This is a genomic window from Bacillus sp. JZ39, assembly GCF_053903145.1.
Genome location: NZ_CP096389.1, coordinates 28,628 through 49,051 on the forward strand (window position 1 = coordinate 28,628; position 20,424 = coordinate 49,051).

The window sequence follows — 20,424 nt, forward strand, 5'->3', positions numbered from 1 at the left end:
CCATGGGTTTTCTTCGCAAGAAAACATTAAGAAGAGAGTTTGATGAAAAACTAACCGAGCAGCTTTTTAAGCAAAAGGAAGAGTGGAACAGGCAAAAAAAGCTGGTTGAAAAAAGCTTAGAACCGTCTGCTGAAGTGTTATACGAACTGAAAGTAGCTGAAGCGAAGTATTTTTTTTACTTAAGGGAAGCGAAGCAGCGAAATTTAAAAATCAGCCGGTGGAAGTAAGTGGTCTAAACTCCTGGATCTTCTCATAAGCTTGTACTAGAACAAGCGAAGGAGATGAGAAGATTCATGGAGCCTATTTTTATTATTGGGATTATTTTAGGACTGGTTATTCTTCTTTTTTTATCAGGTTCAGCTGCGAAGCCTTTAAAGTGGATGGGCATCACAGCTGTTAAATTTGTGGCAGGTGCTTTGCTGCTGGTTTGTGTAAATATGTTTGGCGGCAGTCTTGGCATTCATGTGCCGATTAATCTGGTTACAACAGCTATCAGCGGAATTTTAGGGATACCCGGAATAGCTGCGTTAGTCGTTATTAAGCAATTTATCATTTAATTGATATTATGTATTGACTTAGACAACTGAAGGTGTTATTCTAATATACGTCGCTGATGACGAACAGCTTTTTTGAAAAGAAAATACTAAAAAGTTGTTGACAGTAGCGGCGGTAAATGTTATGATAATAAAGTCGCTTAAACGAGCGGTAAACAAAGTTCTTTGAAAACTAAACAAGACAAAACGTACCTGTTAATTCATTTTTTATAAATCGCACAGCGATGTGCGTAGTCAGTCAAACTACTTTATCGGAGAGTTTGATCCTGGCTCAGGACGAACGCTGGCGGCGTGCCTAATACATGCAAGTCGAGCGGACAGATGGGAGCTTGCTCCCTGATGTTAGCGGCGGACGGGTGAGTAACACGTGGGTAACCTGCCTGTAAGACTGGGATAACTCCGGGAAACCGGGGCTAATACCGGATGGTTGTTTGAACCGCATGGTTCAAACATAAAAGGTGGCTTCGGCTACCACTTACAGATGGACCCGCGGCGCATTAGCTAGTTGGTGAGGTAATGGCTCACCAAGGCAACGATGCGTAGCCGACCTGAGAGGGTGATCGGCCACACTGGGACTGAGACACGGCCCAGACTCCTACGGGAGGCAGCAGTAGGGAATCTTCCGCAATGGACGAAAGTCTGACGGAGCAACGCCGCGTGAGTGATGAAGGTTTTCGGATCGTAAAGCTCTGTTGTTAGGGAAGAACAAGTACCGTTCGAATAGGGCGGTACCTTGACGGTACCTAACCAGAAAGCCACGGCTAACTACGTGCCAGCAGCCGCGGTAATACGTAGGTGGCAAGCGTTGTCCGGAATTATTGGGCGTAAAGGGCTCGCAGGCGGTTTCTTAAGTCTGATGTGAAAGCCCCCGGCTCAACCGGGGAGGGTCATTGGAAACTGGGGAACTTGAGTGCAGAAGAGGAGAGTGGAATTCCACGTGTAGCGGTGAAATGCGTAGAGATGTGGAGGAACACCAGTGGCGAAGGCGACTCTCTGGTCTGTAACTGACGCTGAGGAGCGAAAGCGTGGGGAGCGAACAGGATTAGATACCCTGGTAGTCCACGCCGTAAACGATGAGTGCTAAGTGTTAGGGGGTTTCCGCCCCTTAGTGCTGCAGCTAACGCATTAAGCACTCCGCCTGGGGAGTACGGTCGCAAGACTGAAACTCAAAGGAATTGACGGGGGCCCGCACAAGCGGTGGAGCATGTGGTTTAATTCGAAGCAACGCGAAGAACCTTACCAGGTCTTGACATCCTCTGACAATCCTAGAGATAGGACGTCCCCTTCGGGGGCAGAGTGACAGGTGGTGCATGGTTGTCGTCAGCTCGTGTCGTGAGATGTTGGGTTAAGTCCCGCAACGAGCGCAACCCTTGATCTTAGTTGCCAGCATTCAGTTGGGCACTCTAAGGTGACTGCCGGTGACAAACCGGAGGAAGGTGGGGATGACGTCAAATCATCATGCCCCTTATGACCTGGGCTACACACGTGCTACAATGGACAGAACAAAGGGCAGCGAAACCGCGAGGTTAAGCCAATCCCACAAATCTGTTCTCAGTTCGGATCGCAGTCTGCAACTCGACTGCGTGAAGCTGGAATCGCTAGTAATCGCGGATCAGCATGCCGCGGTGAATACGTTCCCGGGCCTTGTACACACCGCCCGTCACACCACGAGAGTTTGTAACACCCGAAGTCGGTGAGGTAACCTTTTAGGAGCCAGCCGCCGAAGGTGGGACAGATGATTGGGGTGAAGTCGTAACAAGGTAGCCGTATCGGAAGGTGCGGCTGGATCACCTCCTTTCTAAGGATATTTTACGGAATATAAGACCTTGGGTCTTATAAACAGAACGTTCCCTGTCTTGTTTAGTTTTGAAGGAACTTTGTTCCTTGAATAAGTTAAGATGGGCCTGTAGCTCAGCTGGTTAGAGCGCACGCCTGATAAGCGTGAGGTCGGTGGTTCGAGTCCACTCAGGCCCACCATCTTATATAACGGGGCCTTAGCTCAGCTGGGAGAGCGCCTGCTTTGCACGCAGGAGGTCAGCGGTTCGATCCCGCTAGGCTCCACCAACGTGTTCTTTGAAAACTAGATAACAGTAGACATCACATTCAATTAGTAATACAAGATATCACATAGTGATTCTTTTTAACGGTTAAGTTAGAAAGGGCGCACGGTGGATGCCTTGGCACTAGGAGCCGATGAAGGACGGGACGAACACCGATATGCTTCGGGGAGCTGTAAGCAAGCTTTGATCCGGAGATTTCCGAATGGGGAAACCCACCACTCGTAATGGAGTGGTATCCATATCTGAATTCATAGGATATGAGAAGGCAGACCCGGGGAACTGAAACATCTAAGTACCCGGAGGAAGAGAAAGCAAATGCGATTCCCTGAGTAGCGGCGAGCGAAACGGGATTAGCCCAAACCAAGAGGCTTGCCTCTTGGGGTTGTAGGACACTCTGTACGGAGTTACAAAAGAACGAGGTAGATGAAGAGGTCTGGAAAGGCCCGCCATAGGAGGTAACAGCCCTGTAGTCAAAACTTCGTTCTCTCCTGAGTGGATCCTGAGTACGGCGGAACACGTGAAATTCCGTCGGAATCCGGGAGGACCATCTCCCAAGGCTAAATACTCCCTAGTGACCGATAGTGAACCAGTACCGTGAGGGAAAGGTGAAAAGCACCCCGGAAGGGGAGTGAAAGAGATCCTGAAACCGTGTGCCTACAAGTAGTCAGAGCCCGTTAACGGGTGATGGCGTGCCTTTTGTAGAATGAACCGGCGAGTTACGATCCCGTGCAAGGTTAAGCAGAAGATGCGGAGCCGCAGCGAAAGCGAGTCTGAATAGGGCGCATGAGTACGTGGTCGTAGACCCGAAACCAGGTGATCTACCCATGTCCAGGGTGAAGTTCAGGTAACACTGAATGGAGGCCCGAACCCACGCACGTTGAAAAGTGCGGGGATGAGGTGTGGGTAGGGGTGAAATGCCAATCGAACCTGGAGATAGCTGGTTCTCTCCGAAATAGCTTTAGGGCTAGCCTCAAGGTAAGAGTCTTGGAGGTAGAGCACTGATTGGACTAGGGGCCCCTACCGGGTTACCGAATTCAGTCAAACTCCGAATGCCAATGACTTATCCTTGGGAGTCAGACTGCGAGTGATAAGATCCGTAGTCGAAAGGGAAACAGCCCAGACCGCCAGCTAAGGTCCCAAAGTATACGTTAAGTGGAAAAGGATGTGGAGTTGCTTAGACAACCAGGATGTTGGCTTAGAAGCAGCCACCATTTAAAGAGTGCGTAATAGCTCACTGGTCGAGTGACTCTGCGCCGAAAATGTACCGGGGCTAAACGTATCACCGAAGCTGCGGACTGTTCTTCGAACAGTGGTAGGAGAGCGTTCTAAGGGCTGTGAAGCCAGACCGGAAGGACTGGTGGAGCGCTTAGAAGTGAGAATGCCGGTATGAGTAGCGAAAGAGGGGTGAGAATCCCCTCCACCGAATGCCTAAGGTTTCCTGAGGAAGGCTCGTCCGCTCAGGGTTAGTCGGGACCTAAGCCGAGGCCGAAAGGCGTAGGCGATGGACAACAGGTTGATATTCCTGTACCACCTCCTCACCATTTGAGCAATGGGGGGACGCAGGAGGATAGGGTAAGCGCGGTATTGGATATCCGCGTCCAAGCAGTTAGGCTGGGAAATAGGCAAATCCGTTTCCCATAAGGCTGAGCTGTGATGGCGAGCGAAATATAGTAGCGAAGTTCCTGATTCCACACTGCCAAGAAAAGCCTCTAGCGAGGTGAGAGGTGCCCGTACCGCAAACCGACACAGGTAGGCGAGGAGAGAATCCTAAGGTGATCGAGAGAACTCTCGTTAAGGAACTCGGCAAAATGACCCCGTAACTTCGGGAGAAGGGGTGCTCTGTTAGGGTGCAAGCCCGAGAGAGCCGCAGTGAATAGGCCCAGGCGACTGTTTAGCAAAAACACAGGTCTCTGCGAAGCCGTAAGGCGAAGTATAGGGGCTGACGCCTGCCCGGTGCTGGAAGGTTAAGAGGAGCGCTTAGCGTAAGCGAAGGTGCGAATTGAAGCCCCAGTAAACGGCGGCCGTAACTATAACGGTCCTAAGGTAGCGAAATTCCTTGTCGGGTAAGTTCCGACCCGCACGAAAGGCGCAACGATCTGGGCACTGTCTCAACGAGAGACTCGGTGAAATTATAGTACCTGTGAAGATGCAGGTTACCCGCGACAGGACGGAAAGACCCCGTGGAGCTTTACTGCAGCCTGATATTGAATGTTGGTACAGCTTGTACAGGATAGGTAGGAGCCTTGGAAACCGGAGCGCCAGCTTCGGTGGAGGCATCGGTGGGATACTACCCTGGCTGTATTGACCTTCTAACCCGCCGCCCTTATCGGGCGGGGAGACAGTGTCAGGTGGGCAGTTTGACTGGGGCGGTCGCCTCCTAAAAGGTAACGGAGGCGCCCAAAGGTTCCCTCAGAATGGTTGGAAATCATTCGCAGAGTGTAAAGGCACAAGGGAGCTTGACTGCGAGACCTACAAGTCGAGCAGGGACGAAAGTCGGGCTTAGTGATCCGGTGGTTCCGCATGGAAGGGCCATCGCTCAACGGATAAAAGCTACCCCGGGGATAACAGGCTTATCTCCCCCAAGAGTCCACATCGACGGGGAGGTTTGGCACCTCGATGTCGGCTCATCGCATCCTGGGGCTGTAGTCGGTCCCAAGGGTTGGGCTGTTCGCCCATTAAAGCGGTACGCGAGCTGGGTTCAGAACGTCGTGAGACAGTTCGGTCCCTATCCGTCGCGGGCGCAGGAAATTTGAGAGGAGCTGTCCTTAGTACGAGAGGACCGGGATGGACGCACCGCTGGTGTACCAGTTGTTCTGCCAAGGGCATCGCTGGGTAGCTATGTGCGGACGGGATAAGTGCTGAAAGCATCTAAGCATGAAGCCCCCCTCAAGATGAGATTTCCCATTCCGCAAGGAAGTAAGATCCCTGAAAGATGATCAGGTTGATAGGTCTGAGGTGGAAGTGTGGCGACACATGGAGCTGACAGATACTAATCGATCGAGGACTTAACCATATTTTTGAATGATGTCACACCTGTTATCTAGTTTTGAGAGAACACTCTCAATTTGTTTGGTGGCGATAGCGAAGAGGTCACACCCGTTCCCATACCGAACACGGAAGTTAAGCTCTTCAGCGCCGATGGTAGTCGGGGGTTTCCCCCTGTGAGAGTAGGACGCCGCCAAGCAAGCTTAAACCCAGCTCATTGAGTTGGGTTTTTTGTTTACTCAAGATCGAGAAAATCAAACAAATACAAACACCGAGGGCTTATACAGCCCATATACTGATTTCAAGTTTCGAAAAGATCTAAATAGTGTATACAATATCCGTTTTAAGGGGAGGCTAATTGTACGGAGGTGGAGAAGATGGACGAAACAGTTAAACTTAATCATACATGTGTGATTTGTGATCTAGAGAAGAATAGAGGCATTCATCTTTATACGAAATTCATATGCTTAGATTGTGAGAGAAAAGTAATTTCTACATCAACTTCTGATCCTGACTATGCGTTTTATGTAAAAAAACTAAAGAGCATTCATACACCGCCATTATATTCATAGACCTGAAAAGGTCTTTTTTTGTACTCTTAATAATAAAAAGAAGATGAAACTTGTTTAAGGATTGAACGTAGTAGATAATAATATTAAAACTGAGTATAGACACAGGAGTCGATTATCTCATGCAGAGATTTTTTCACTTTTTGATGTGGAGTTTAACTAGCAGTGCGACTTTTGTTTTCATTGGAATATTGAGCTTTTTTGGTTTAAACCAGTCGCTTTTTTTATCTATTGTTTATGGGCTTGCTTCTGGAGCAGCCGTATATATAGCTGGCATCTGGAATGCAAGACGGTTATTTCTTAAAAAGCATGAATTGACAGGAAGAGAGTATGCTTACATTAAGAAAAACTTAGAGGAAGCAAGGCAGAAAATGATCCGTCTTAGGAAAGCCTTGTTTCAGGCTAAAAGCATTCAAATGTTTAAGCAAAATGCAGAAATGCTAAGGATTGTGAGAAGGATTTATCTCCTCACCAAAAAAGAGCCAAAGCGGTTTTATCAGGCAGAACGATTTTTTTATCAAACTCTCGATTCGGTTGTTGAATTGACAGAGAAGTATGCTTTTCTATCATCTCACCCAAAAAAAAGCAAAGAACTGTCGATGTCGTTAAGTGAGACACGCATCACTCTTACTGAATTGACCAAGCGTTTAGAGGAAGATTTAACTCAAGCAATGGGTGATGAAATTGACGAGTTGCAGTTTGAATTAGACGCAGCAAAACATTCATTAAAGAAATAAGGGAAGAGGGTAAGAGCGATGAACCGAGACCAAAGTGACCATCATATAGATGAATTATTGGCAGATCCTTTTGGTGGTAACATAGAGATACCAGGTTCGGAGGCTGTAAAAGCAGAGAAAGAGCAAGTACGGCTTGTTGATGTTCTTCCTGAGGAAAACAAGGAAAAAGCAATTCAGCTTGCTGGACAGATTGATCATAAAAATATGCAAAGCATTGTCTTATACGGTTCACAAGCTCAATCTAAACTGCTGAACTTTTCTCATGATATGATTAATCATGTTCAAAAGAAGGATGTCGGGGAGATTGGCGAAATACTTGGAGAGCTGATGAAAAAGCTGGAGCAAGTAAATCCTGATGATCTCCAATCTAAGAAAAAGGGTATTTTGGCACGCATGTTTGGAAGAGTATCAAGTTCTCTTCAAGAGGTGCTGTCTAAATACCAAAAGACCAGTGTGCAGATAGACAGAATCAGCTTGAAGCTGGGGCACTCTAAAAATGCTTTAATCAGTGACAACAAGCTGTTAGAGCAGTTATATGAAAAAAATAAAGAATATTTTGCCGCGCTGAATGTATATATTGCTGCAGGAGAACTGAAGCTGGAGGAATTAAAAACGAAAACAATTCCTGAACTGAAGCAACAGGCTGAATCGAGTGATCATAACCAAATGGCCGTTCAAGAGGTGAATGATTTAATTCAATTTGCTGACCGGTTAGATAAAAGAGTTCATGATTTGTTGCTGAGCAGGCAAATTACAATTCAAAGTGCACCGCAAATCAGGCTGATTCAAAATACAAACCAAGCGTTAGCTGAAAAGATTCAGTCATCCATTGTGACAGCGATTCCGTTATGGAAAAATCAAGTTGCCATTGCGCTGACGCTTTTAAGGCAGCGTAATGCAGTGGATGCACAACAGAAAGTATCTGATACAACCAATGAGCTTTTGCTGAAAAATGCGGAGCTTTTAAAAACCAATACAATTGAAACTGCACGGGCAAATGAAAGAGGCCTTGTTGATATAGATACCTTGAAGAAGGTGCAGGAAAGCTTAATAAGCGCGCTTGAAGAAACACTGAATATACAAGAAGAAGGACGAATCAAACGCCGTCAGGCAGAAGAAGAGCTCATGATGATGGAAGGCGACCTGAAGCAAAAGCTGCTTACAATAAAGGAAAGATAGTTACCAGTAAGTCTGGCTTTAAGTTCTGTCAGAGGCACGATATAATAAGGTGTAAGAAGACACATTCAAAGGATTGTTTTCATGAACACACCTTTATATAAAGCATTAATTCAACATGCGAGAAGAAATTCTCATTCATTTCATGTTCCGGGACATCACAATGGAGATGTCTTTTTTGATGACGCTAAGTCAATATTCGATCCGCTTCTCACCATTGATGTAACTGAACTGGCAGGACTGGATGATCTCCATCATCCTTCCGGGGTGATTAAGGAAGCTCAGGAGCTTGTCAGTCAATTATATGGATCGGCGGAAAGTTTTTTTCTGGTAAATGGTACGACTGTCGGAAACTTAGCGATGATTTTATCTGTTTGTGAACCTGGTGATACAATTCTGGTTCAAAGAAACTGTCATAAATCTGTATTTCATGCTGTTGATTTGGCCGGTGCTGAGCCGGTTTATCTTGCACCTGACGTTGATTCAGCGATGCATGTGCCTACGCATGTTCCGCTTGGAACAATTAAAGAGGCCCTGGCAGCATATCCAGATGCGAAAGGCTTGGTACTGACCAATCCGACATATTACGGACATAGTGCTGATTTGACTGAGATCATTACTGAAGCCCATCATTACGGGATTCCTGTTTTGGTCGATGAAGCGCATGGCGCACATTTTATTTTAGGTGAGCCTTTTCCGGTCTCAGCTTTAAAAATGGGGGCAGATATTGTTGTTCAGTCGGCCCACAAAACGCTGCCTGCCATGACGATGGGTTCTTATTTGCATCTCAACACCAGCTGCAGGATTAACAGGGATCGGGTGGCAGAGTATTTAAACCGATTACAAAGCAGCAGCCCGTCTTATCCGATTATGGCTTCGTTAGATATTGCCCGCGCTTATGTACAGCATATTATAGAAGAACAAAAGCTTTCTGACATTCTGCAGCGGATACAAACACTTAAACAAACGTTTGACTCACTTACAAATGCAGAAGCTGTTAACCCTGCTAATCCACTGATCATCACGGACCCGCTGAAGCTCACAATTCGTTCAAAACGCGGGCATTCTGGCTATACGCTGCAAAGCATATTAGAGCGTGCCAACATATTCACTGAGCTTGCTGATGAAAATCAAGTTCTGCTCGTTCTCCCATTGGGAGGAAAACGGAGAATAAACGCTGAAACCATTAGAAGCATCGATGAAGAGATTGAGAAAACGCCTCCGGATCAGACGTTTGTTTCTGCAGAATGGGGTGTGCAGCCTGTTACTGTCTTGCCTTATCCAAAAAAGGTCTTACATTCGTTTAAGAAAGAATATGTGAGCTTTGAGGAAGCAGCTGGCCGGCTGAATGCAGAAGATATCATCCCTTATCCTCCGGGTATCCCGATGATTATGGCGGGAGAAAGAATAACAAAAGAAAGTGTGCAAAAGCTCAGCCGCTTGATCAGCATGAAAACGCATGTTCAAGGGAATATGAAAATCAAAGAGAAACAACTACTTGTTTATATAGAAGAGGAGAAATCATGAGCGGTTTATTTATTACATTCGAAGGTCCTGAAGGTGCAGGAAAAACGACTGTTCTGCAGGAGATCAAAAACATACTGACAGCAGAAGGCCTTCAGGTTATGGCAACTCGAGAGCCAGGCGGAATAGATATTGCAGAACAAATTCGAGAGGTTATTCTGAATGAGAACAATACATTAATGGACCCAAAAACAGAAGCTCTCTTATATGCGGCTGCAAGACGCCAGCATTTAGTTGAAAAAGTAAAACCTGCTTTAGAACAGGGGTTTATCGTTCTTTGCGACAGATTCATAGACAGTTCTCTTGCGTATCAAGGATATGCAAGAGGACTTGGAATTGATGAGGTTCTGTCCATTAATGAATTTGCCATTGGAGATATGATGCCCCATGTAACGGTTTATTTTTCAATTGATCCGGAAGAAGGACTGAAGCGTATTTACGCAAACGGCTCACGGGAGAAAAACAGGCTCGATTTAGAAAAACTGGACTTTCATACAAAAGTACAAGAAGGTTATCAAGAGCTGATAAAGCGATTTCCGGAAAGGTTTTATTCAGTTGATGCCGGGCAATCCAAAGACCTCGTCGTTCAGGATGTTCTAAAGGTGATCGATGAAGCGTTGAAAAAAATTCAATTGTGACCTGTTTCCCAATAGTTGATATAATAATGTAAACGAGATCACGTTGTTTCCAATCTAAAGGAGGCCTTCACAGATGAAATTGATAGTGGCAGTTGTACAAGATCAGGACAGCAACAGACTTTTGAAAACCTTAACGGATCACAACTTCAGAGTCACAAAGCTTGCGACGACAGGAGGATTTCTTAAATCAGGCAATACAACGTTTATGATCGGTGTCGAGGATATACGCGTCAATAAAGCGTTGAGTCTCATTAAAGAAAACGGGCAGAAACGTGATCAGATGATTGCCCCTGTATCTCCAATGGGCGGAAATGCTGATTCTTATGTCCCTTATCCAGTCGAAGTTGAAGTTGGCGGAGCGACAGTATTTGTCCTTCCAGTCGATGAATTTCATCAATTTTAAGGATCTGAAACTGTGAAAATTAATAAAGATATACGTACATTTATAGATAATAAGCAGATTCCCTCTGTGAAAACATCTGAGATCACATCATCGTTTAAAACATCAATGGAAAACCAAAGCAGCAAAATGAAGCTTGATCAGCTTACCAGGCTGTTATCTGATATAGAGGCATTCGGAAAAAGGCTAACGAAATCTCGGAATTTTAAAGACTTAGCGAGATTTAAAGGCCTTGTGAAACGTTTTGTCAAAGAAGCTGTGGACAGCGGCCTTTCACATGAAACATCGAAAAGCTTTGACCTTTACGGGAACAGCAGAACGCTGGGACTTGTGAAAGAAATAGATGACAAATTGATACAGCTTACGGAAGAGATGATGGATCAGGAAAAACCGGCAATTGATTTGCTGGAGCGTATTGGCGAAATAAAAGGTTTATTAATTAACCTTTACACATAGAGAGTGATACAATGGCAATATCCTGGAAGGAAATGAACGAGCTTCAGCCCAGAGTGATGAAGCTTTTATATAATAGTATTGAGAAGGACAGACTATCACACGCTTATTTGTTTGAGGGAAAAAAAGGAACAGGCAAGCTTGATGCCGCGCTGCTTCTTGCAAAAAGCTTCTTTTGTCTGGAGGATGGCGCGGAGCCTTGTGAGAGCTGCCGAAACTGTAAACGGATAGAGTCAGGGAACCATCCTGATCTCCATCTTGTTCAGCCTGATGGCTTATCAATCAAAAAGGCGCAAATTCAAGCGCTCCAAGAAGAGTTTTCTAAGACAGGACTTGAATCGCATAAAAAGCTGTATATTATTTCGCACGCAGATCAAATGACAGCAAATGCGGCGAACAGCCTGCTGAAATTTTTAGAAGAACCGAACAAAGACACAATGGCCGTCCTCATCACTGAGCAGCCCCAAAGGTTATTGGATACCATCATTTCAAGATGCCAAACCCTTCCTTTTCAGCCTTTGCAGCCGAAAGCAATTGAAGATAGACTGATCGAACAGGACGTCTCGCCTCATATGGCAAGGCTTCTGGCCAACATGACCAATAATGTAGCAGAAGCAGTCGAATTAAGTCGAAATGATGAGTTTGCAGAGTCTAGAGCGAAAGTGATAAAATTGTATGAAGTCCTACACCAGCGGAAAGGACATGCTTTTTTCTTTATTCAAGATCAATGGATGCCCTTTTTCAAAGAAAAAACCCATCAAGAAATGGGTCTTGATATGCTCTTATTGATATATCGTGATGTGTTGTCCATCCAAATAGGAAATGAAGATAAATTGATTTATCAAGACTTATTCCAATCAATAAAACAGCATGCGCTACAATCAACACAACAAAGCGTTACGAATCAGATACTTGCTGTTTTAGAAGCAAAGAAACGGCTTCATTCCAATGTGAATGTACAAGGATTAATGGAGCACTTGGTGTTAATGTTGCAGGAGGGATAAGCTTGTACAATGTAATTGGTGTCCGCTTTAAGAAAGCGGGTAAAATATATTATTTTGATCCGAATGGATTTCATATAGAACATGACAGCTGCGTAATTGTAGAAACTGTCAGAGGCGTTGAGTACGGCCAGGTCGTGATTGCAAATAAACAGGTGGATGAGCATGATGTGGTGCTTCCCCTTCGAAAAGTGATACGTGTGGCTGACGAGCGCGATCTTCTCATTGTAGAAGAAAATAAACAGGAAGCACTATCAGCATTTGATATCTGCCAAAAGAAAGTGATTGAGCATGGCTTGGATATGAAGCTGGTCGATGTTGAATTCACGTTTGATCGCAATAAAGTCATTTTTTACTTCACTGCTGACGGCCGAGTCGACTTTAGAGAGCTTGTAAAGGATTTGGCTTCTATCTTTAAGACAAGAATTGAGCTGCGCCAAATCGGAGTGAGGGATGAGGCAAAAATGCTCGGAGGAATCGGTCCTTGCGGAAGAATGCTTTGCTGTTCAACGTTTCTTGGAGATTTTGAACCCGTTTCCATTAAAATGGCCAAGGATCAGAACTTGTCTTTAAATCCTACGAAGATTTCGGGTCTTTGCGGACGATTGATGTGCTGTCTAAAATATGAGAACGATGAGTATGAGACGGCAAAAGAACAGCTTCCGGATATAGGAGAAATGATTACGACAGCAAACGGTCCCGCGAAGGTCGTCGGACTAAATATTCTGGAACGGGTGCTTCAGGTGGAACTGATAAACCGTGAAAAAGTGATAGAATATACTTGGGAAGAGCTCTTGGAAGAGGGCGTCGTATCCGCACAAACCACAGATTAACGAGGTGTGGAACCTTGGATAAAAAAGAGTTATTTGATACAGTCATTAACTTAGAAGAACAAATTGGTTCACTGTACCGGCAGCTGGGGGATTTGAAGCAGCATATCGGTGAGATGATTGAGGAAAATCATCATTTACAGCTTGAAAACAAGCATTTGCGCAAACGGCTGGACGATACGACGCAGCAGATTGAAAAGTTCAAAGCTGATAAAAAAGAATCAAAAACACAGAAGACAGAGCAAACTGATATAGGGGAAGGATATGATAATCTGGCACGTCTGTATCAAGAAGGATTTCATATCTGCAATGTCCACTATGGAAGTGTTCGAAAAGAGGATTGTCTTTTCTGTCTGTCATTCTTAAATAAAAAATAGGGAAAAGGCTTCCGCATAAGACGGGAGCCTTTTTCAAAGGTACTGAAAGGATAAGAAGATGGTTTCATTACATGATGATGAAAGATTAGACTATTTGCTGGCAGAGGACATGAAAATCATACAAAGCCCAACAGTGTTTGCTTTTTCGTTGGACGCTGTGCTTCTGTCCAAATTTGCGTACGTTCCGATTCAAAAAGGGAAAATCGTTGATTTATGCACCGGCAATGGTATTGTGCCGCTGCTGCTCAGTACAAGATCAAAAGCAGACATTCTGGGAGTCGAAATACAAGAAAGGCTGCATGATATGGCTGTTCGCAGCGTGGAGTATAATAAGCTGCAGGATCAGATTCAGATCATACATGATGACCTGAAAAACATGCCGGAGAAACTTGGACATAATCGATATGATGTTGTCACCTGCAATCCGCCGTATTTTAAAACGCCGAAACAAACTGAACAAAATATGAACGAGCATCTCCGAATCGCAAGACATGAAATCCACTGCACGCTGGAGGATGTCATTTCAGTCAGCAGCAAGCTGCTCAAGCAAGGGGGAAAAGTAGCTCTTGTTCACCGACCGGGAAGGCTTCTGGAGATTTTTGAACTGATGAAGGCTTATCAAATCGAGCCGAAACGTGTACAATTTGTCTATCCGAAGCAAGGGAAAGAAGCCAATACCATTTTGGTTGAAGGTATCAAAGGCGGGCGTCCTGATTTGAAAATTCTTCCGCCTTTATTCGTTTATGATGAACAAAATGAATATACAAAAGAAATCAGGACCATTTTATATGGAGACAAATAACCATTTCTTCTACGTCGTGAAATGTAAGGACAATAGCTGGTATGCCGGGTATACCAACGATCTGTATAAACGAGTGAAAACACACAATGATGGAAAGGGCGCAAAGTACACAAAAGTAAGACGTCCGGTTGAATTAATTTTTGCCGAGAGCTTTTCAACAAAGCGAGAAGCTATGCAGGCGGAATATTATTTCAAAAAACTAACTCGGAAGAAAAAAGAGCTTTATATAGAAGAAAAGCGGAACAGCAAGGAGGCTGTATATGTTAAGGCGCCAAATGAGCTTTAATGGAAAGTCGGACATGGGGATTCTTTACTTGGTCCCAACCCCAATCGGAAATCTAGAGGATATGACATTCCGGGCGATCGACACGCTGAAATCAGTGGATGCGATTGCTGCGGAAGATACGAGGCAAACGAAAAAGCTTTGTCATGTATATGAAATTGAAACACCGCTCGTCAGCTATCACGAACACAATAAAGAAAGCAGTGGGCACAAAATTATTGAATGGCTGAAGTCGGGAAAAAACATTGCTCTTGTCAGTGATGCCGGTCTGCCGACGATTTCTGATCCCGGAGCGGAAATTGTAAAGGATTTTACGGATATAGGCGGTTATGTTGTTCCGTTGCCGGGAGCAAATGCCGCATTAACAGCTCTTATTGCTTCAGGTATTGTACCGCAGCCTTTTTTCTTTTACGGTTTTCTCAACAGACAGAAAAAAGAAAAGAAGAAGGAGCTTGAAGCCCTTAAAAAACGGCGGGAAACGATCATTTTTTATGAAGCGCCTCACAGATTGAAGGAAACCTTGTCAGCGATGGCAGAGATATTAGGAGATCGGGAAATTGCTGTAACACGTGAACTCACTAAGAAATATGAAGAGTTTATCCGAGGAACCATATCTGAGGTCATTGGATGGGCAAACGAGGATCAGATACGCGGCGAGTTTTGTCTTGTCGTAGAAGGAAGTAATAATGAAGAGGTAGATGAGGAAGAACAATGGTGGGAAACCCTCACTGCGAAAGAACATGTCGAGCATTACATCTCGAAAGGCGCTACGTCTAAAGAAGCCATTAAAAAAGCAGCAGTCGATCGCAATGTACCAAAGCGTGAAGTGTACGATGCTTACCATATTAAGCAATAAAAAAACGTTCTTGTGTCATAACAAGAACGTTTTTTGTACAAGAAATGATTATTTAAGGTTTTGAAGCTGGTTTTGGATTTCGCTGATGATTTGCTCAGCGCCTTCTTTACTAAGAACCAATTTACCGCCTGCAAGTTTAAGGTTATCATCAGAAACTTCACCAGTTACTTGGCAAGTCATGTTTGGTTTATATTTTTTAAGGATGATTTTTTCATCATCAACATAGATTTCAAGAGCATCTTTTTCTGCGATTCCAAGAGTACGACGCAGTTCGATAGGAATAACTACACGTCCTAATTCATCAACTTTACGTACAATACCAGTAGATTTCATAAACATTCTCCTCCCAAGAGATACTTATTTGTTTAAATTATATTTTTCTTCGTCATTATTCGACAAAATCCTTACCTTCATAGCATAACAAGGTTTCCAATAATCGTCAATCATTTTGTTTACTATTGATTGTAAGAATTAGTTCTTATAGTCAGTAATGTCTTAGAAACTACCGAAATAACAGCATTTTATAAATATTTAATAAAGCTATTATCCTACTAAAAATCCTTTTAAATCAAGACTTTCGAACCAAAGTTTTTTATTTCATTTGATTATATACGACAAAATTCGACACGAACAGACTTTTTTTATTTTCATTAAAGATTTTTAATTTTAATTATTCTTTTTCAGGGCGTATGTATATATTCTTGATCTTAAAGGCTAAGATGGTATCATAGATAAAGGATAAATATAAATAATATTCATATATGATTTGCACTTATCGCCGCTCTCGTCCTTTGGGCGGGAGCTTTTTGACATTCTGATTAGGAGGTTTCAAGATGCCGCAAGAAAACAATACATTTTACATTACAACACCGATTTATTATCCGAGCGGAAAATTACATATCGGCCATGCATATACGACAGTCGCGGGAGATGCAATGGCACGTTACAAAAGATTAAAAGGGTTCGATGTTCGCTATTTAACGGGAACGGACGAGCATGGACAAAAGATCCAGCAAAAAGCTGAACAGGAAAACATTACACCTCAGGAGTATGTGGATCGCGCAGCGGCAGATATTCAAAAACTGTGGAAGCAGCTTGAAATCTCAAACGACGACTTTATCCGCACGACAGAAAAACGGCATAAAGTTGTCATTGAAAAGGTGTTTCAAAAGCTTCTTGATAACGGGGACATCTATCTTGATGAGTATGAAGGCTGGTACAGCATCCCTGATGAAACGTTCTACACGGAAACTCAGCTCGTTGATATTGAGCGGAATGAAAAGGGAGAGGTCATCGGAGGAAAAAGCCCTGACAGCGGTCACCCAGTTGAATTGATCAAAGAGGAATCTTATTTCTTCCGCATGGGGAAATACGCGGATCGTCTTCTGAAATACTATGAAGAAAACCCGACATTCATTCAGCCAGAATCACGCAAAAACGAAATGATTAATAACTTTATCAAACCCGGACTTGAGGATTTGGCAGTATCACGTACCACTTTTGATTGGGGCGTGAAGGTGCCGGAAAATCCAAAGCATGTTGTATATGTTTGGATTGACGCACTATTTAACTATTTAACGGCACTCGGTTATGATACAGAAAATGATGAGCTTTATCAAAAATATTGGCCTGCCGATGTTCATTTAGTCGGTAAGGAGATTGTACGATTCCATACTATTTACTGGCCAATTATGCTGATGGCGCTGGATCTTCCGCTGCCAAAGCAAGTATTCGCGCATGGCTGGCTTTTGATGAAAGACGGAAAAATGTCGAAATCAAAAGGAAACGTTGTAGATCCGGTTACATTAATTGAGCGCTATGGTTTAGACGAGCTTCGCTATTACCTGCTTCGCGAAGTGCCGTTCGGATCTGACGGTGTATTCACGCCGGAAGGATTTGTTGAGCGGATTAACTATGATTTAGCGAATGATTTAGGAAATCTATTGAATCGTACTGTTGCGATGATTAATAAGTATTTTGACGGTCAAATCGGTTCTTACAAAGGTGCTGTTACGGAATTTGATCAAACGCTCACTTCTGTTGCTGAAGAAACAGTGAAAGCTTATGAGAAAGCAATGGAAAATATGGAGTTCTCGGTAGCACTTTCGACTTTATGGCAGCTCATCAGCCGCACAAACAAATACATTGATGAGACAGCTCCATGGGTGCTTGCGAAAGATCCGGCAAAAGAAGAAGAATTGCGATCAGTTATGTATCACCTCGCTGAATCATTGCGTATTTCAGCGGTACTGCTTCAGCCATTCTTAACAAAAACACCTGAAAAAATGTTCGAGCAGCTAGGTATTACTGATGAATCTTTAAAAGCTTGGGACAGCATTACAGCTTTCGGCCAGCTGAAAGATACAAAAGTACAAAAAGGTGATCCATTGTTCCCTCGTTTAGAGGCAGAAGAAGAAATTGCTTACATCAAAGGGAAAATGCAAGGTTCAGCACCATCGAAAGAAGAAACAAAAGAAGAAGAGCCGCAAGAGGTCGATCGTTTACCTGAAATTACGATTGATCAATTCATGGATGTAGAGCTTCGCGTAGCTGAGGTCATTGAGGCAGAGCCAGTGAAAAAAGCAGACCGTTTATTGAAGCTGCAGCTCGATCTTGGTTTTGAAAAGCGCCAAGTGGTATCCGGCATTGCGAAGCATTATACGCCTGAAGAGCTTGTTGGAAAAAAACTCGTTTGTGTAACAAATCTAAAACCGGTTAAACTCAGAGGAGAGCTTTCTCAAGGTATGATCCTTGCAGGAGAAGCAGACGGCGTTTTAAAGGTCGTGTCTATCGATCAGTCGTTACCAAAAGGCACAAGAATTAAATAATGATAAAACAAAAGGTGTTTCACGTGTAACAATTCGTCGAACACCTTTTGTGTTTCGACAAGAAAGGAGTTTTTCACTTATGTTGTTTGACACACACGCGCATTTAAATGCAGAACAATATGATACTGATCTTGAAGAGGTTATTGAACGGGCAAAAGCTGAAAAAGTTGAACGAATTGTCGTAGTTGGTTTTGACCGTCCGACGATTACCCGTGCGATGGAAATGATTGAGGAATATGATTTTATTTATGCAGCCATTGGCTGGCACCCTGTTGACGCTATTGACATGACAGAGGAAGACTTAGCGTGGATTAAAGAGCTTTCTGCTCATGAGAAAGTGGTAGCGATAGGGGAAATGGGACTGGATTATCATTGGGATAAATCACCTAAAGATATTCAAAAAGAGGTGTTTAGAAAACAAATCGCCTTAGCGAAAGAGGTCAATTTGCCTATTATCATTCATAACCGTGATGCAACGGAGGATGTCGTGACCATTTTGAAAGAGGAAGGCGCAGAAGCTGTGGGCGGAATCATGCACTGCTTTACAGGAAGTGCGGAAGTGGCAAGAGAATGCATGAAAATGAATTTTTATTTATCATTTGGGGGACCGGTGACATTTAAAAATGCGAAGAAACCGAAGGAAGTAGTGAAGGAAATTCCCAATGACCGGCTGCTGATTGAAACGGACTGCCCGTTTCTCACACCGCACCCTTTCCGCGGGAAAAGAAATGAGCCAAGCTATGTGAAATATGTGGCAGAACAAATCGCCGAATTAAAAGAAATGACCTTTGAAGAGATTGCGTCAATCACGACTGAAAATGCGAAAAGACTTTTCCGTATAAACTGACAAAAAACGCTAGCGGGTTTTGTAAGAGCTTGTCCCTTACAGCGTTTTTCTATAAAAGTTCTACATGCTTTCTTCTCCTCATAGGATAGGTTTGTCGACAAGTCTTTCTTCCGTTTCTCAGTGTATTTCAGGATAATGAAGAAGACACTGAGCTTTTGGGAGAAAGAGAAGGGAGGGTTGACAGCCTTTTAGATACTCTATATAATCTCTCCGAGGAGAAGGAGGCGTTTTTCATCACACAAAAAATGAAAAAGCTGTTTTCCGTAAAGCTTAGCAAAAGCAAAGTCATTCTGGTTGCTGCTTGTTTGCTTTTGGCAGGAAGCGGGACTGCGTACGCGGCTCATGAGCTGACGAAACAATCAGTCTCAGTTTCTATCAATGGCAAAAAGAAACATATACGCACACATGCAAATACAGTCGGTGATCTTTTGGAGACGCTTGATATAAAGACAAGAGACGAGGACAAGATCACACCTGCTAAACAGACAAAGATAACAGCAGACATGGACGTTGTGTATGAGGCTGCAAAACCTGTGAAGCTTACAATAAACGGGGAAGAAAAGACGTTATGGTCAACAGCAAAAACGGTCGGTGCATTACTGGACGAACAAGATGTTGATGTGAAAGAACAAGATCAAATTGATCCTGCAATAGATACAGATATTTCGAAAGACATGAAGATTAACATAGAGCCCGCATTTCAGGTTACTGTGAATGATGCAGGGAAACAAAAGAAGATCTGGACGACTTCGACTACGGTCGCTGACTTTTTAAAACAGCAAAAGATGAACATAAAAGACGAAGATAAAATCAAGCCTGCGTTAGATGCAAAGCTGACGAAAGGAAAGGCTGATATTACAATTACTCGTATCGAAAAGGTCACCGATGTAGTTGAAGAGAAGATTGCGTTCGATGTGAAAAAGCAAGAAGACGCTTCTCTTGAAAAAGGGAAAGAAAAGGTCGTCCAAAAAGGAAAAGAAGGAAAGCTAAAAAAACATTTCGAAGTCGTTAAAGAAAACGGTAAAGAAGTGTCCAGAGAGCTTGTAAAAGAAGAAACAGCTGAACAAAGCAAAGATAAAGTGATTGCTGTCGGCACAAAGCAAAGCAGTCCAAAAGTTGAAACGGTTAGTGCTTCAGGTGATTCAAAAACAGTTGTGTCCCGCAGCAATGAATCAACAGGCAAAGTCATGACTGTATCATCTACGGCTTATACGGCAAGCTGCAGCGGTTGTTCAGGACATACAGCGACAGGCGTCAATTTAAAAAATAATCCGAATGCCAAAGTCATCGCTGTGGATCCAAATGTCATTCCGCTAGGCTCCAAAGTCCACGTGGAAGGCTATGGATATGCCATTGCTGCAGATACCGGTTCAGCGATTAAAGGGAACAAGATAGACGTCTTTTTCCCAGAGAAATCATCGGCGTACCGATGGGGAAATAAAACAGTCAAAATTAAAATCTTAAATTAGTATATACTTATGTATTCAGAGGGTTTTGCGCCCTC

The 20,424-nt window shown here is 43.6% G+C and carries 19 protein-coding genes, 2 tRNA genes and 3 rRNA genes; 23 read left to right on the forward strand and 1 reads right to left on the reverse strand.

The features are described 5' to 3' along the window. Window positions 1-2 precede the first annotated feature (2 nt). The 20 genes from M1D65_RS00145 to rsmI all read left to right on the forward strand — a co-directional run bounded on the left by M1D65_RS00145 (window position 3) and on the right by rsmI (window position 15,245). A complete protein-coding gene (locus tag M1D65_RS00145; RefSeq protein WP_003242387.1) occupies window positions 3-227 on the forward strand; it encodes a YaaL family protein in 225 nt (74 codons plus the stop codon). A 66-nt stretch (window positions 228-293) separates the two neighbouring features. Then, entirely contained in the window at window positions 294-557 is a 264-nt protein-coding gene (gene bofA, locus M1D65_RS00150) for a sigma-K factor-processing regulator BofA (protein ID WP_015715090.1), read from the forward strand. 245 nt (window positions 558-802) lie between these two features. Then, window positions 803-2,352: ribosomal RNA gene (locus M1D65_RS00155) — 16S ribosomal RNA — on the forward strand. 102 nt (window positions 2,353-2,454) lie between these two features. Beyond that, window positions 2,455-2,531 (forward strand) — tRNA-Ile (locus tag M1D65_RS00160). Window positions 2,532-2,542: 11 nt separating this feature from the next. Further along, window positions 2,543-2,618: transfer RNA gene (locus tag M1D65_RS00165), tRNA-Ala, on the forward strand. 81 nt (window positions 2,619-2,699) lie between these two features. Then, window positions 2,700-5,627: ribosomal RNA gene (locus M1D65_RS00170) — 23S ribosomal RNA — on the forward strand. Between the two features lie 55 nt (window positions 5,628-5,682). Next, window positions 5,683-5,798: ribosomal RNA gene (gene rrf / locus M1D65_RS00175) — 5S ribosomal RNA — on the forward strand. The 16S, 23S and 5S rRNA genes sit together here with 2 tRNA genes alongside, the layout of an rRNA operon. Before the next feature lie 178 nt (window positions 5,799-5,976). Further along, on the forward strand, window positions 5,977-6,171 hold the full coding sequence (csfB, locus tag M1D65_RS00180) for an anti-sigma-G factor (RefSeq protein WP_021479735.1): 195 nt from the start codon (window positions 5,977-5,979) through the stop codon (window positions 6,169-6,171). A 119-nt stretch (window positions 6,172-6,290) separates the two neighbouring features. Further along, a complete protein-coding gene (locus M1D65_RS00185; RefSeq protein ID WP_015253019.1) occupies window positions 6,291-6,905 on the forward strand; it encodes a 5-bromo-4-chloroindolyl phosphate hydrolysis family protein in 615 nt (204 codons plus the stop codon). 18 nt (window positions 6,906-6,923) lie between these two features. After that, window positions 6,924-8,084: a toxic anion resistance protein gene (locus M1D65_RS00190; protein WP_456270717.1), complete on the forward strand. Its 1,161-nt coding sequence runs from the start codon at window positions 6,924-6,926 to the stop codon at window positions 8,082-8,084. An 81-nt stretch (window positions 8,085-8,165) separates the two neighbouring features. Further along, the gene (locus M1D65_RS00195; protein WP_038827633.1) at window positions 8,166-9,608 is read left to right on the forward strand and encodes an aminotransferase class I/II-fold pyridoxal phosphate-dependent enzyme; all 1,443 of its coding nucleotides are present in this window, start codon (window positions 8,166-8,168) and stop codon (window positions 9,606-9,608) included. After that, window positions 9,605-10,243 (forward strand): dTMP kinase, encoded by a 639-nt coding sequence (tmk, locus tag M1D65_RS00200; RefSeq protein WP_038827635.1) that lies wholly within the window; start codon window positions 9,605-9,607, stop codon window positions 10,241-10,243. The genes M1D65_RS00195 and tmk overlap by 4 nt, the downstream gene beginning before the upstream one ends. Before the next feature lie 73 nt (window positions 10,244-10,316). Continuing rightward, entirely contained in the window at window positions 10,317-10,646 is a 330-nt protein-coding gene (gene darA / locus M1D65_RS00205; protein ID WP_003242755.1) for a cyclic di-AMP receptor DarA, read from the forward strand. Window positions 10,647-10,658: 12 nt separating this feature from the next. Beyond that, window positions 10,659-11,099: a YaaR family protein gene (locus tag M1D65_RS00210; RefSeq protein WP_015715094.1), complete on the forward strand. Its 441-nt coding sequence runs from the start codon at window positions 10,659-10,661 to the stop codon at window positions 11,097-11,099. Between the two features lie 11 nt (window positions 11,100-11,110). Next, window positions 11,111-12,100: a DNA polymerase III subunit delta' gene (gene holB, locus M1D65_RS00215; protein ID WP_003226770.1), complete on the forward strand. Its 990-nt coding sequence runs from the start codon at window positions 11,111-11,113 to the stop codon at window positions 12,098-12,100. A gap of 2 nt (window positions 12,101-12,102) precedes the next feature. After that, window positions 12,103-12,930 carry a competence/sporulation regulator complex protein RicT gene (gene ricT / locus M1D65_RS00220; RefSeq protein ID WP_003226767.1) on the forward strand — a complete coding sequence of 276 codons (828 nt, stop codon included), beginning with the start codon at window positions 12,103-12,105 and terminating at the stop codon, window positions 12,928-12,930. Between the two features lie 14 nt (window positions 12,931-12,944). Further along, window positions 12,945-13,304 carry a replication initiation-control protein YabA gene (yabA, locus tag M1D65_RS00225; RefSeq protein WP_003218308.1) on the forward strand — a complete coding sequence of 120 codons (360 nt, stop codon included), beginning with the start codon at window positions 12,945-12,947 and terminating at the stop codon, window positions 13,302-13,304. A gap of 58 nt (window positions 13,305-13,362) precedes the next feature. Then, window positions 13,363-14,106, forward strand: a complete 744-nt coding sequence (locus tag M1D65_RS00230) for a tRNA1(Val) (adenine(37)-N6)-methyltransferase (RefSeq protein ID WP_077671692.1) — start codon at window positions 13,363-13,365, stop codon at window positions 14,104-14,106. Next, window positions 14,093-14,392 (forward strand): GIY-YIG nuclease family protein, encoded by a 300-nt coding sequence (locus M1D65_RS00235; RefSeq protein WP_106611059.1) that lies wholly within the window; start codon window positions 14,093-14,095, stop codon window positions 14,390-14,392. Before M1D65_RS00230 ends, M1D65_RS00235 begins: the two co-directional genes overlap by 14 nt. After that, entirely contained in the window at window positions 14,367-15,245 is an 879-nt protein-coding gene (gene rsmI, locus M1D65_RS00240) for a 16S rRNA (cytidine(1402)-2'-O)-methyltransferase (RefSeq protein ID WP_019712967.1), read from the forward strand. Before M1D65_RS00235 ends, rsmI begins: the two co-directional genes overlap by 26 nt. 48 nt (window positions 15,246-15,293) lie before the next feature. Here rsmI and abrB read toward each other — a convergent pair whose 3' ends face one another. After that, complete coding sequence (gene abrB, locus M1D65_RS00245; RefSeq protein WP_003226760.1) at window positions 15,294-15,584, reverse strand: transition state genes transcriptional regulator AbrB; 291 nt, start codon at window positions 15,582-15,584, stop codon at window positions 15,294-15,296. Between the two features lie 494 nt (window positions 15,585-16,078). Here abrB and metG point away from each other — a divergent pair, with 494 nt between their 5' ends. The 3 genes from metG (at window position 16,079) to M1D65_RS00260 (ending at window position 20,389) form a co-directional block, all read left to right on the forward strand. After that, on the forward strand, window positions 16,079-18,073 hold the full coding sequence (gene metG / locus M1D65_RS00250) for a methionine--tRNA ligase (RefSeq protein ID WP_021479730.1): 1,995 nt from the start codon (window positions 16,079-16,081) through the stop codon (window positions 18,071-18,073). Between the two features lie 79 nt (window positions 18,074-18,152). After that, window positions 18,153-18,920 (forward strand): TatD family hydrolase, encoded by a 768-nt coding sequence (locus M1D65_RS00255; RefSeq protein ID WP_014475570.1) that lies wholly within the window; start codon window positions 18,153-18,155, stop codon window positions 18,918-18,920. Between the two features lie 155 nt (window positions 18,921-19,075). After that, a complete protein-coding gene (locus M1D65_RS00260; RefSeq protein ID WP_015715099.1) occupies window positions 19,076-20,389 on the forward strand; it encodes a ubiquitin-like domain-containing protein in 1,314 nt (437 codons plus the stop codon). Window positions 20,390-20,424 lie beyond the last annotated feature (35 nt).